The organism is Candidatus Nitrospira neomarina, assembly GCF_032051675.1.
In the GTDB taxonomy this organism is placed as follows: Bacteria; Nitrospirota; Nitrospiria; order Nitrospirales; family UBA8639; genus Nitrospira_E; species Nitrospira_E neomarina.
Genome location: NZ_CP116968.1, coordinates 1,425,984 through 1,439,156, shown reverse-complemented (window position 1 = coordinate 1,439,156; position 13,173 = coordinate 1,425,984). Strand labels below are relative to the sequence as shown.

12 protein-coding genes and 1 pseudogene are annotated in these 13,173 nt (G+C 53.9%); 3 read left to right on the top strand and 10 right to left on the bottom strand.

The genetic code is table 11. The features are described 5' to 3' along the window. Positions 1 to 33 precede the first annotated feature (33 nt). Positions 34 to 2,259, top strand: coding sequence for a catalase/peroxidase HPI (gene katG / locus PQG83_RS06375; RefSeq protein ID WP_376753576.1), 2,226 nt, complete (start codon positions 34 to 36; stop codon positions 2,257 to 2,259). Here the strand turns inward: katG and PQG83_RS06370 are convergent. After that, the gene (locus tag PQG83_RS06370; protein ID WP_312747937.1) at positions 2,256 to 2,399 is read right to left on the bottom strand and encodes a hypothetical protein; all 144 of its coding nucleotides are present in this window, start codon (positions 2,397 to 2,399) and stop codon (positions 2,256 to 2,258) included. The two genes, katG and PQG83_RS06370, sit on opposite strands and share 4 nt — an antisense overlap. A 580-nt stretch (positions 2,400 to 2,979) precedes the next feature. On the opposite strand from PQG83_RS06370, the gene PQG83_RS06365 reads away from it, so the two are divergent. Beyond that, a complete protein-coding gene (locus PQG83_RS06365) occupies positions 2,980 to 3,918 on the top strand; it encodes a PGN_0703 family putative restriction endonuclease (protein WP_312747935.1) in 939 nt (312 codons plus the stop codon). Between the two features lie 429 nt (positions 3,919 to 4,347). On the opposite strand, the pseudogene PQG83_RS20895 reads toward PQG83_RS06365, so the two are convergent. The 3 genes and pseudogenes from PQG83_RS20895 to PQG83_RS20890 all read right to left on the bottom strand — a co-directional run bounded on the left by PQG83_RS20895 (position 4,348) and on the right by PQG83_RS20890 (position 5,213). After that, positions 4,348 to 4,561 (bottom strand): annotated as a pseudogene (locus tag PQG83_RS20895) (type II toxin-antitoxin system HicB family antitoxin). A 124-nt stretch (positions 4,562 to 4,685) separates the two neighbouring features. Further along, on the bottom strand, positions 4,686 to 4,916 hold the full coding sequence (locus PQG83_RS06355) for a DUF4926 domain-containing protein (RefSeq protein WP_312747931.1): 231 nt from the start codon (positions 4,914 to 4,916) through the stop codon (positions 4,686 to 4,688). A gap of 63 nt (positions 4,917 to 4,979) precedes the next feature. Further along, positions 4,980 to 5,213 carry a YgiT-type zinc finger protein gene (locus PQG83_RS20890; protein WP_376753553.1) on the bottom strand — a complete coding sequence of 78 codons (234 nt, stop codon included), beginning with the start codon at positions 5,211 to 5,213 and terminating at the stop codon, positions 4,980 to 4,982. 896 nt (positions 5,214 to 6,109) lie between these two features. Between PQG83_RS20890 and PQG83_RS06350 the strand changes: the two genes are divergently transcribed. After that, the gene (locus PQG83_RS06350; RefSeq protein ID WP_312747929.1) at positions 6,110 to 6,859 is read left to right on the top strand and encodes a TSUP family transporter; all 750 of its coding nucleotides are present in this window, start codon (positions 6,110 to 6,112) and stop codon (positions 6,857 to 6,859) included. Between the two features lie 621 nt (positions 6,860 to 7,480). Here PQG83_RS06350 and PQG83_RS06345 read toward each other — a convergent pair. The 6 genes from PQG83_RS06345 to PQG83_RS06320 form a co-directional block, all read right to left on the bottom strand. Further along, positions 7,481 to 7,933, bottom strand: coding sequence for a nucleoside deaminase (locus tag PQG83_RS06345; RefSeq protein WP_312747927.1), 453 nt, complete (start codon positions 7,931 to 7,933; stop codon positions 7,481 to 7,483). Between the two features lie 270 nt (positions 7,934 to 8,203). Continuing rightward, positions 8,204 to 8,413, bottom strand: a complete 210-nt coding sequence (locus PQG83_RS06340; RefSeq protein ID WP_312747925.1) for a DUF4926 domain-containing protein — start codon at positions 8,411 to 8,413, stop codon at positions 8,204 to 8,206. Between the two features lie 15 nt (positions 8,414 to 8,428). Next, the gene (locus PQG83_RS06335; protein WP_312747923.1) at positions 8,429 to 8,761 is read right to left on the bottom strand and encodes a DUF6883 domain-containing protein; all 333 of its coding nucleotides are present in this window, start codon (positions 8,759 to 8,761) and stop codon (positions 8,429 to 8,431) included. After that, a complete protein-coding gene (locus tag PQG83_RS06330) occupies positions 8,758 to 9,081 on the bottom strand; it encodes a hypothetical protein (protein WP_312747920.1) in 324 nt (107 codons plus the stop codon). Before PQG83_RS06330 ends, PQG83_RS06335 begins: the two co-directional genes overlap by 4 nt. Before the next feature lie 54 nt (positions 9,082 to 9,135). Further along, positions 9,136 to 10,434: an McrC family protein gene (locus PQG83_RS06325; RefSeq protein ID WP_312747918.1), complete on the bottom strand. Its 1,299-nt coding sequence runs from the start codon at positions 10,432 to 10,434 to the stop codon at positions 9,136 to 9,138. Positions 10,435 to 10,449: 15 nt separating this feature from the next. After that, entirely contained in the window at positions 10,450 to 13,164 is a 2,715-nt protein-coding gene (locus PQG83_RS06320; RefSeq protein WP_312747916.1) for an MrcB family domain-containing protein, read from the bottom strand. Positions 13,165 to 13,173: the final 9 nt, after the last annotated feature.

Sequence of the window (13,173 nt, the reverse complement as noted above, 5' to 3'; positions counted from 1 at the left end):
AATCCGAAAGAGGCCGAATCCTATGGAGGAAAGATGGAGTCGGGCAAAGGCTCAAGCGCAACCCTCAGGCCCACGGCAGCCGGGGCCTGGACGAATGAAGACTGGTGGCCGAATCGGTTGAACCTGAACATCCTCCATCAAAATCCGCCCATGGGTAATCCATTGGGTGAGGATTTCAATTACGCCGAGGAGTTCAAAAAACTCGATCTGGCTGCGGTGAAGAACGATCTCGAAACATTAATGAAGACGTCACAGGACTGGTGGCCGGCTGACTACGGTCACTATGGAGGGCTCTTCATCCGGATGGCCTGGCATAGTGCCGGATCGTATCGCATGGCCGACGGCCGTGGCGGGGCCTCTACGGGATCACAGCGCTTTGCGCCCCTCAACAGTTGGCCTGACAATGCCAATCTGGACAAGGCCCGCCGACTGCTCTGGCCCATTAAACAGAAGTACGGGAATAAAATTTCCTGGGCCGACCTGATGGTCCTAGCCGGAAATACCGCTCTGGAGTCGATGGGCTTTAAGACGTTGGGATTTGCCGGAGGGCGCGAGGACGTCTGGGAGCCGCAAGCCGATATTTATTGGGGACCTGAACGCGAGTGGCTGGCAGACAAGCGTTACAGCGGCGATCGTGACCTGCACAACCCGCTCGCCGCGGTGCAGATGGGTTTGATCTACGTTAATCCGGAAGGGCCCAACGGCAAGCCCGATCCGCTCGCCGCAGCCAAAGACATCCGGGAAACGTTCGGCCGCATGGCCATGAACGATGAAGAGACCGTGGCGCTCATCGCGGGCGGGCATACCCTGGGCAAATCCCACGGTGCCGCCAATCCCGGCAAGTATGTGGGCCCCGAACCCGAAGCGGCCGGGCTCGAAGAGCAGGGCCTGGGCTGGAAGAATACTTATCAAACAGGTAAAGGCGGCGACACGATCACCAGCGGCCTGGAAGGGGCGTGGACGTTCACCCCGGTGCAATGGTCCAACGGCTATTTCACCAATCTCTATGGCTATGACTGGGAAATGATCAAGGGGCAGGGCGGGGCGTGGCAGTGGACGCCCAAAAATAAAGCCGGGGAGGGGTCGGTGCCGGATGCGCACGATCCGTCCAAGACGCACGCCCCGATGATGTTCACCACGGACCTGGCACTCAAGATGGACCCCATCTACGGGCCCATTTCCAAACGCTTTTATGAAAACCCTGAGGAGTTGAATACGGCATTTGCCAAGGCGTGGTACAAGCTGATTCATCGCGACATGGGGCCCATCTCGCGGTACCTGGGCTCGGGGCTTCCAGAGCCACGATTGTGGCAGGACCCGGTTCCGGCGGTGGATCATCCCCTAATCAGCGAGCAGGAGATCGCGCAGCTCAAGGGCCAAATTCTTGGATCAGGATTGTCTATTGCAGACCTCGTCACCACCGCCTGGGCGTCGGCGGTCACCTACCGGGATACGGACAAACGGGGAGGCGCCAATGGAGCCCGCATTCGCCTCGCTCCTCAAAAGAATTGGAAGGTCAACCAACCGGCTGAACTCGCGAAGGTCTTGCAGACACTGGAGAAGATTCAACAAGACTTCAATCAATTATCAACCGGGGGCAAGAAGGTTTCGTTGGCTGATCTGATCGTGCTGGCCGGAAATGCCGCCGTGGAAAAAGCGGCGAAAAAGGCCGGGCATAAGATTCAGGTGCCCTTCTCGCCCGGCCGCACCGACGCGTCGCAGGAGATGACCGACGTGGAGGCCTTTGCCCCGCTGGAACCGACCGCTGACGGTTTCCGTAATTACTACGGACCGGGACAGGATCGCCGCCCTGAGGAACTGCTGGTGGATCGATCTCACCTATTGACGCTGACCGCACCTGAGATGACGGTGCTAATCGGCGGCATGCGGGCCTTGAATGCCAACATCGGCCATTCCCGCCATGGGGTCTTCACGACGCGGCCGGAGACGTTGACCAATGACTTCTTCGTCAACCTGCTGGACATGAACACGACGTGGCAAAAGTCTGACGAAGGCGGGCAGGTGTTTGAAGGGCGGGACCGCAAGACGGGTGAGGTCACATGGACCGGCACGCGCATTGACCTCGTATTCGGGTCGAACGCGCAACTGCGGGCCATCGCGGAAGTCTATGCCAGTGCCGACGCGAAACAGCAATTCGTCCACGACTTTGTGGCGGCCTGGAACAAGGTCATGAATCTTGATCGATTCGATCTGACTCCGACCCAGCGAACCGAATCGCAAACTATGGTGTCCCGCTAATGCGAATCGTCCGGCATGGCGATTGCCGGCCGTTCGACTCCCCAGTCGAGAATTTGCACAGAGGATTGCGGTAAAAATGTACGGCGGAAGGGAACAAGGGCACGATCTTCCTCGACTCCACCTTGTTCCCTCACCCTCATTCTCAACCCTCCTTCTCTTTTACTTTATCCGACGCCTGCCGGCTGGCCCAAGGAGGGACGCTCTTCAAAAAGTTTCCGACCCGTGTTGGATCTCTGCAAATTCATTCACCTTGGCCTCTAGGGTCCCCTGGCCTGGTGGCATGGCCGAGCAGTGCAACCGGCCCCGGAGAAAAGGCGGGCAGTGTTTGAGCCAGGCGAGTTTGCCCGCCGCCGGGGCCGGTGAACCGCGGAGGACACCCGAAGGGCCATGGCACGGCCAACATGGTTTTGGGTCCTTTTGCCAAAACAAAAGGACCTCGTCGTCCGGGGCCGAAACCCCGGTCTCAAGGGCACGCTCGCATCCCTCACGACATTTACCACCGGGCACCTATCGTCTCCCCCTTCCGAGAGTTCAATCGATCACCCCGGCCATGCCCAAGCCCCAGCCAATCTTCCAATGCATTCACGTATTCAATATGAAACTCCCCATCCCTATATCCATCCAACATTTTCCTCCCTCATTCAGCTTCATCCCTCATTCACCGATAAAGAAATAAACACCACATTCCAATTCCTATGCTCACTTTGAAGGCCAACACCTATGGACCATGCCACTAGAACACGCCTCGAACGTAATATCTTTCCCCACGCGCATCAAGCCTGTGTACCATGGGATACTTTTCCGTGGCACACAGGCCGGGGAGGAGCCATCGATACCCATTTCACGCATTCATCCCAAGCGCTCGCGATTGATGTCTTCGGCACCATCAAAACCTCCTCTGAATGCGAGGCGATTCTCGATGCCCTGGCAACCAACCTGGGGGTGCCGCCCGGCGGTCCCTGGGAGATCATCCTGGAATGGCGCGCGCGCGCATCATTGCTCAATGAACCTTGTCCGACCCAAGTGGATGTCTATGCGGAAAATCCCCATTCCGTGATCATGTTTGAATGTAAATTTACGGAGCAGGATGGAGGGGCATGCTCGCAAACGGTGCGGCGCAATGGCTCCGTCCCGTGCAATGGAAACTATGCGCAGCAAGCCAAGCGCGTCATCGACATGACCAGTCGCTGCGCCTTAAGCGAAAAAGACATTCAGTATTGGGACATCATTCCGAAAGTCTTTCACCTCGATGCCCAAACCGATTACCACCCCTGTCCATTCGCGGGACCGGCCTACCAATGGATGCGCAATCTCGTCGTGGCCTATAAGCTGGCGCGGCAGAAAAATAAGCAACCGGCGGTGGTCATCGTCTATGCGGACAGCCCCGATCTGCCCATGGCTCAAAAGGTCAAAGCCCCGGAATGGAGCGAATTCACCCGGACGATCAGACAGGATCAGGTCCAGTTCCACGTGCGGTCGTACCAAGAGATTCTGATATGTGCGCAAGAGGCAAGCCGCGACGGCAGCGAACCAGATACCGTATGGATAGCGTTACAGGAATGGGTCAACAACAAAATACTACGAGGCAATAAACACCGGAGGAAACCACAGGGAAGGAGCCGCACCACCCGACAGACGGTCTCACAAAATAAAAGATAAGCAGGCCGCCTCGCTTGATCTTCAATCACGAGGCGTCATTCCGAATATAGGCAATCCAGTCTCTCTCTTCTCCCGCTCCCATATCCCGCATATTGTTGGCAACCCTTTCTCTCCAGGTTGTCATCCTGAGCGGCAGCGAAGGATCTGTGCCCTAACCACTTCACGCCAGTTTCACAACACGCCTTCTCACCCTACACCACACCTTTTGTTCCGACGCCTGCCGGCTGGCCCCAGGGAGGGAGGCTCTTCGCATCTGGCGGCCCTTGGGTGAGCCTTGCGAGTTGGGCCGCTCTTCAAAAAGTTAGCGTCCCTCCTCTTCAATGAGGCTAGGCGGGGCGTCAATGGTTTTGGGTCCTTTTCCCGAAAGAAAAGGACCTCGTCGTCCGGGGTCGAAACCCCGGTATGAAAGGGGCACCGTGGTAAGTGGAGTTAGACTGAAACCTCCACGTTTTCGACCTGGCAACTTGGAGGTGGGAGGGGTTGGCCATCCGCCTGTAGTCCTTCGAGATGGGAATGCAATCGCTTCTCGTATAAGTGTTTCCTCTTCATCCAGGGTCGCCCCGGTTGCCACACACCCAGGTAAATCAGGCACATACGCTGCAAAGTTTGCGGGCGATTTTTCAATCACAATGGCATATCGCATACGGTCCTCCTACTTTTTCCAGCCGGCTTCTGTGAAATTTATCTTGCGACTGTTCGGCTGTAAAAAGAGAGATAAGCGAAACTCAACGTTCCGAGGAGCAGATCGGTGACGCAGCTTGAGGATTTTATCGAGAAGCCAACTCACGAGCGTGAGTGATCTCGCGTTTGCCAACCGGACGAACCTGAAGAACCTCCAATGTCACGACTGCAGCGGTTTTTCCTTCCAGGGTAGCAAATTCCACCTCATAGGCCTGATTGTCTCGAAAGACATGAACGATCGTCCCGACATCTCCGGCCACAAGGCCTTCAGAGGGAACGTCAACAGCTAAAACAACCCGGTCATGTTCTTTGATCATGGTCAAGACTCCTGTTCTCGTGGATAGGCCGTCACCAACCGAGGTTTCACGCTCAATGGTCTTTCACTTCGACGGTGATGGAGAGGAGCCGGACGCAGCCAACGCCGAGCTTTCACGGTCGAGGCCAGACAAAGCCTTCTGAATTAGTTCAACTTCACGTGTTTCGAAGTAGGGCTCGCCGCATTGGGAGCAGACCCACGCAGGAACAGCATCCCAGGACACATGATAACCATTTCGATCCAAACTGAATGGGGCGGTCCCTCGGACCATCCGGCCTTTGCAATGGACACATTCCATAACTAACGCCTCCTTCGATAGTCGGGCGACCACTGATCGGGTTGGGGGAGATAGACGGTAATCACCGCTAGAAAATCCTCTTTGGTGGAAAGGAAATCCATCCTCAATGAATCAGTGCGGCATCAAGATGGAACAGAAATCCTTCATTGAATCAAATCCGTACCGGTAAAGGGGGAAGACATACGTCCATCATAGCGTACGCATGCAAAGAAAAAAACTATTCAAGAAGCGGGAAGAATAATCTTTCTCTGCTCCATCATGGCGCCACCCAACACCAGACCTCCATCATTTTTTTCGTGATGTCCTAGGAATCCCGCAGGGGATTACATGGAGCACGTCCTGGAAGAAGTTGTCATCCTGAGCCAGCGGCGAAGGATCTAGCCAAGGCGTGACATCCTCAATCCAGCCCCAAACTCTTTAGCCTGGTTCTTCCTCTTACTCCGTCATGCCCGCCATTTTTCAGCGGGCATCCATCTTCGCTGTGTAGAACCTCTCCCCCAAGAGCCCGCAGAAAACAGTGAATCATTCTGAACAGGTCGGAATGTGGGAAGGGAGCTGGGAGTATGTGTGAATGAAAGGCCGGACCCCCAGACCTGTAACACTTCAAATTTATGTGGCCAGCTTTGCCTGTAGGGGATAGATAATTCTTTAAAACAGATCTGACTGTGAGAGAAATGGTACGTTGAGAAGTTTTGCAGCGAAAATTAGTGATGTGTTGCATGATATAACCTGTATACACTGACTTAAACCGTCTTCCGGACAGTACGTGGGAACTCAAAATTGGCAACCGACCTGGGCGCGGCGGCTTCGGCCGCTTGCGCGCCAAAGCTGGCTTCAGCGGCGAGCGTGAAGGCCGGGAACGCCGTTGGCGGCTTTGTTCAGCAAACGCACGATCCATGACGAACATCCTCCTTGACTTCACGATCACTCAGCTACTCCTCGTGGGAGTCCTGTTTATCTGGACAGGGTTTGTACGCAGCGGGCTTGGGTTCGGTGGTGCTGCGCTTGGACTACCACTCATGCTGTTTCTCTATGACCAACCACTATTTTGGTTGCCGGTCATCGGATCGCATCTCCTGTTTTTTTCGGCTCTGACCTTACGTACCGGTATTCACGATGTCGATTGGCCCTATTTGGGGCACGCCACGCTGTTTGTCATCCCCACGACCTTGATTGGTGTGTTTGGCCTGGTTACGTTGCCGACTGAGTGGCTGCTCATCTTTATTTATTCCATCTCACTCGCGTATGGATTGATGTGGCTCTTGAATCTTTCCATCAATAGCAAAAAGAGCTGGAGCGACAGGCTGTTGCTTGCGCTTGGTGGGTATGTGGCGGGAACGTCACTGACCGGTGGACCACTGATGGTTGCGGTCACCATGAAAAATGTCGCGACCAATCAACTACGTAACACGTTGTACGTTCTCTGGTTTACCATCGTCACGATTAAAATGAGTACCTTCGTGATACTCGGAGTCGAGCTGCATCTGCTCACCGCCCTGACGCTCCTTCCCATCGCAGCCATCGGCCATGTGATCGGACTCAAATTTCATGATGCGATTTTGAAAAACGATCAGTGGTTCAAGCAGGTCATAGGAGGAATGCTCGTCCTCATCAGCGGTTTGGGATTAATGAACAATCTGGCCTAAGACAGCCTGCTCATGGGTGACCCCATGACCATTATCCAGGAGTGCAATGAAGTGGGGCGACCAAACTCGCGATGCCTGGCCTGAGGCATGCCGAAGGGGTCAAACTTTTCCCTCAGAAGAACCCGCAGAGAAAAGTTAACTATTCTAAATTTTGCGGAAGGTTGGAAGGGGGTTGGAAGTAACTGTGAATGCAAGGCGGGACCTCAAGCATGAACTTTTCGTCTGTAGTCCGACGCCTGTCGGCTGATCTGGTGGCCTTTTCATTCACCTTCCCCGCTAGGCTCCCTGGCCTGGTGGCATGGCCAAGCAGTGCAAACGGTACCGGGAAAAAGGCGGGCACTGTTTGAGCCCTTCGGCGTTGGCTCAGGACAAACTCCGCGAGTTGGACCACCGTCCGTGGGTTTGCCTCAATACGCTTTCATTTTGTTCCGACGCCTGCCGGCTGGCCCCCGGGAGGGACGCTCTTCGCAGGTAGCGGCCCTTGTTTGAGCCATGCGAGTTGGGCCGCTCTTCAAAAAGTTCGCGTCCCTCCTCTTCAAAAAAGCCAGACGGGGCGTCAATGGTTTTGGTCACTTTTGCCGAAACAAAAGTGGCTCGTCGTCCGGGGTCGAAACCCGGCATCTAAATGTCCTCGCGCTGCACCTCCTCAAACAACGCATTACACTCCTGCTCTAGAATCCCCCCAATCACTCTCGTGTTCCGAAAAGGAGTTCGTCGCGCCACCTCTTCGGCTCGAATATCAATTTGCCGAAAACCAAGTTGTTGGAGAAACGGAATCGACGTCCCAAAGTACACGGTAGCAATGCCCGCCCACTCGATCGCACTCTGACACATGGGACACGGTTCGGCGGTTGTATACAAGTCCAGTTCCGTCCAATCCACAGGTCCATGTTTGGCCGCACAACGATTGATCACATCGATTTCGCCGTGGAGGGTAGGGTTGCGGGAAGAACGGTTATACCCTTTCGCGAGGACCTCTCCGGTTGTCCGTCGAACGATCACGGCGCCGAAGGGATACCGGGGGATCTTCTGTGCCATGGCAATGGCCAGGCGCATATACTCATCGGGACTCATGTTCTTTTTAGTTTTTTGCATGCTCTAAGGAAAGACCACTGTTTGTTTCTGTATTTTCTGAAATCCATCTCTGCCGTTGCCCGATTCTTTTCTCTCATCCGATCAAAACCGAAGGAAAACGAAAAGAAAAAGTCCCTCCCACTTCAACACGGTGCAGCTAAGAAAAATTTGGTAATGGAGAAGGAAGTGAAGGGCTAGGGGCAAGGTAGATCATGTGTGAATGCAGGACCTAACCCCGACGACGACAATGGAGGCCATTTCTACATACGGTCACGCAGGTTGGTAATGCAGCACGAGGAGTTGGCTGGAATTCAGGGGGAGCGTCGCGTAGGTTCGGCCGTCATTATCCACAAATTCCACTTCAAACATATCTGGTCCAAGGGATTCCACCACGGTCCCCACTTGTCCTCGCAGCAAGCTGCTCTCAGGAATATCCTTAGTCAAGGCGACCACATCCAGGACACGAATATCTTGAATCATGAGGTAATCTCCTTCCTATAGGATATAGCATGAGGCGAATCGTGGAAAGTCCTCAGCACGGCGGACGATCCACAAGCTCCGAACGGTTACTGGCCCAGCGGGGCCGTGTACTGAAAAGTCTAGCGCATACCGCTTTCCATAGTCATCTGAACCGAGGAAAGTGGCTTCTTCCTTCTGTACGACTTCAAGTAGCCTTCGACGAACCTCTTCTGCCGAGGCCGCAGTCCATCCCAAGGCGCTCTGAAAGACACGGGCTTTGTGTTGACCTCGCGGATGTTCACGGCTGAGACAATAGTCGCGAAGCTTTCTGACATCCACAATAGCCCTGGCGGTATTTGAGAGTTTCATGGCAAAGGTCCATCTTTCATTGCCTGGGGGTCCTCAGTCTTCCAACTGACCACTCTTTGTGTGCGTTCATCCACTAGCCAATAGAATTCCTGGATTGTTTTCATGCCACGGCTTGAGGTTGTTAGAGTTACTTCTGGAAGCCGGTCAAAACTTTGCCGATATCTCCCGGTTGCCCGTCGGACGATCACGGCGACGAAGGGATATCGGGGGACCTTCTGAGCCATGGCCATGGCCAGGCGCATATAATTATCGTGGGTCATGTTCTGTTGCGTGCTCTTATTAAGTTTCCCCATATCTTTTTTGCCAGGTAAAACAGGCATGACATCGAAGGCTGCTTTATCATTATTGTATTGAGGTAAAATGATAAGTATTGTTCAAGCCTTGGAAGCCCGGCCTCGTGGCAGCAGTTTAACAAGTTCCGACATGTTCAGGCCGCGGATTAATACAAATGGGTCACTGTGCAAGTCGATACAGAGGATGTGGACAACTGGCTGCATCTCACCAACACGTGGTAACTCAAATGCAGTTTCTTTTGAACCTGCCAATCCGCTATGCCATGGATAAATCAAGGCAAGGTTCTCGCAGCTATATGCTGCGGCATAGGCTTGCATTTGATAGAGATCCTGGGTGGGTGGTAACAGATATCCGTCTTTTCTGACCACGAGCCGTTTCCATTTCGTGTCTCCAATTGCAATCACTTGCTCGGAACGACGGATAACAAGATCCGGTCTCAAGCCGAACGCGCGGTGCCCACCACTTTCTTGGACGGTTACCAGATACTTTTCAGTTTCTTGGGCGAACAAGGTTAGACCTGCACCTATAGCATTTCGCCCTATCAAGGCAGCAAGGACGGATTCAAAAAGCACATTCATATCGAATAGTAATCCGGGCGCGGCGTTGTCTCCGGCCCTAAGATCGGGGGAGAGGAGCGAGAGAATCCATCTTACCCAGTCGATGGCTAACCGATAGCGTGTTGCCTGGCGGTCGAAGACGAGCCGATTCAACATCTGCACGTTCGCATGTATATCCGCAACCTCATCGAATGCGAGCTTAAGTTCTATCCACCGTCGATACAATTCGGTGTTACTAATCCACGGCCCAACCGTTTGTAAGGCAACCTTGAGCAGACGGTTCCAGAGATTGTCACTTGTCAGTTCGTCGAATCGACATGCAACAATATCCGGACGGTTGGCATGGACTGAGAACTGGCGGTTTGTAATGATGTGCCCACGAACCACCCGAAGATCTTCCGCATGTTCCTGATATTGCCGAAGCAAGCCACCGCGAACAAGCGAGGCCACAATATCGAAGAATGCTGAAATAAACACTTCCAGTAGTGGGGCATGTCGAAGATTGTGACCGACGGCAACATGACGAAAGATCGACATGTCGGCTGCTTCTCGTAGCATGCGTAGTAATAGCCCACGACACTCATCCGGCCGGTTGTCATCGTCGATTTTCGGAAGAATCTCAAGGGATCGGTTGCCGAGCGCCACTAGCCCGCAGTACTGCGCCAGGGAAATGGCCTGGTAGCTCCGTTTGCAAAACCCAGGGCGTAACTCCCCAAGAAAAATAAGTTGTTCCGCCTCACCCGTCGTCAAATCTGCACAGATGTCGGTGGACCCCACGGTGAGAGGCTGATGCTCAAAGGCTGTCAGATAAGTGGACGCCATGCCTGGTCTCACCGCCTAGGCAGGCTCTCCCTCTTCTTCGACGCTACCAGCTGGTAATTCATAAACGCCCAGAAAGCTTTCCTCCGTCCACGACGATTCCAATCCTACGAGGTAACGGGACCGCTCGAGCGGGAGCCCCTTAGCACGAGTCCCCGGAAACAGCTGGCCATGACTGAGGCGCTCATACTCGACAAAGGGAGGGGTCTTTGGGCTAGTTGCCAAGATCATGGCTACGCGTCCCATGTCGTCGAAAAAATATTCCTGCAGTAACGGGATAATTTGCATACTGAACGCCCGACGGAGATTAGCCAATGAATCCACTGGGATGAGGTATGCGTGCCCAATGCGGTGGTCGCGATCAAGTAGGTATTCCAACCGATCATTAAGTCGTCTCAGTAAGGCACCCAAATGCACATTTCCAACCAGCCGATCGAGTACAGTGTAGTTGGGCTCCATCTCTTGGAAATCGAAACGTCGGCGCAACGCGATATCAAGTAATGCGATCGACCGATCCGCTGTGTTCATAGTGCCAAAGATATCTAGGTTGGCTGGCACGCCAAAAGGGGGTTCAGCAACATCCGCGCCCTCGCTCCCTGGCAGTTGAACCGTCATTCCCTTTATCAGCCGCCCTTTCGCATCAAAGACGGCCCGTTTGTCTGGCTCGATCAAGGTGATCAATTCGCCAAATACCTTGGCAATATTGGAACGATTGATTTCGTCGATAAAGAGAGCATAGCGTTTGGACGGATTTGCGCGAGCCTCATCACAGATCTGCTTGAACACCCCATCGACTATACGAAATTGGGTCGAGCCATCCTCCGTAGTCGCAACAGGGCGAATCCCTCGAATGAAGTCCTCGTAGCTAAAGGAAGGATGAAATGTCACCACGCGGTAGCGACGGATTGGCTCCATTGCTCCGCTAGGCCCTGCCTGTAGTAAGCGCGCGAGCTCGGCAGATTCCTCGTCGAGCTCTTGCCAGTCTGGTTGCAACTCCCACTCACCAGAGCCGCGCTTCGAGAAGATGAAAGGGGGGCGGCGAATGCTGGTTTTTACCGCAGGAACTGTCTCGGGCGTGTGTTCCTGCAGGTAGCCCCAAAGCGTGGCATGAACCGCTGCCGCGGTTCGGCCACGTTGCTTCGTCTTAGCTTGTACCCAGGGGTGGTCGCGAATCTCTGGTACCCGTGCTGGATGCTTGAGTTCGGCGAGCGATGCGGCAATCACGGGACGCCATCCATAGTTGGTGAGTAATTCCTGGATCCAAGTTTCGTGGTCCACATCGCTTGGTTCATTGGTATAGTCAGCGAACTTCTGGCGCATCCAGTGTGTTTTGCCAGTGCCCGGCGGGCCATAGAGGATTAAATTGAGAGGGATCTGTGGGTGTTGTGCCAATTCGTTAGCGACAGAGTTTTTCCGATATGCGTAACCAAATGCACTCTGGTTTAAAAGTGCCGTTCGCTTCGACCCTAGCGCAGGGTCAAAGCTATCCAACGTGAGCGGCGGGGCCAGCGATTCAAATTCCGTCACATAGAGCCATGTTTTGAAGACTTCGGAGTTCTTGGGTCCGGCCCGTAACTTACCGACACACTCAGCGTCAGTGATCTCTGGCCATGGGCTTGCCATCCCCTCATTACCGCGGCTTGTCTGAAATTGCTCAACTTTCATACGAAAAGGGAAGCTCTGCTTGCCAGCGTTGACGTAAAAGTAGAACGGTTGTTGAAGCTTTGAGTGGAACTCCTCCCGAATCGGGAAACTCCACCAGCTAGCCCATGCGCTTTTGGAGGCAATAGCGGCTCTAACCTGGACTGCATCCTCTTCATCAACGTCAGTCCACGTGCCGAGTAGACAGAGCTCGCCTACCATCGGATCCTGTTTGATATTGATAATTTCAAAACTCAAGCGCTCGAAAGCCCGTGCTGCGGCGTCTTTTGTGAAGTCGAAGCCCTCTGACACACCGGGGAGATTGCGAAAAACAGCTTTGACAGGCTTGCTCTCATCACCAACGATGACATGCCAATACGGTTCAACCCCGGGTCTGTCTTTCCATTGCGGTTCCGTCGTCTTTGCAAAGGCGTGCTCAACGTCATCTGCTGAGAATTGAAAATCACGGCCCTGAATGGTAATAGATATTACTTCGGGTTGTTCGTCGGCATTGGCAATTCGGTATTGTCCGCTATCACCAATACGCCGGAGTAGATTGCAAATGACGAGGAGATCTGCCTCCAGCTTAATCTCATCCGGCAGTTCGGTGCGGGGGTATTTCTTGAAGTAAACGACAGCTTGCTCATAGCGGGCGCCGATTCCTTGTGCCGCAAGTGACCCAGAAGGTAATGGACCTGTGGCAAACCCCTCCGGCGGAGGAAAATCATTTGGAATCTGGCGAAGCCACGAGGCTTGCGTCCTCCGAGAGGTATTCTGCACACCCATTGCAAGGCTGAAGAAGACGGTGCGCATATCTTCAGCAAACAACAGAACGACATAAATCCCTCGTTGAATGCTGTCCGTAAGACGGGTATCCATAATCCCAATCCAGGGGACCGAAGCCCAATTGCCAGGGAGTTTCGTCCCCTGCACGATAAGCTGCTGTTCATCCCCTGTCCTATTGACCGCATGCCCGATTTCCTTGGGTAGTGCATCACGGATAAATGCGGCCAATGGATGGGCCCTCAACGGCTGAGTTTTGGCTTCAAGATATTCGTTAGCAATCTTGATGACGCCATTCCGAATCGACACTTGCATCCT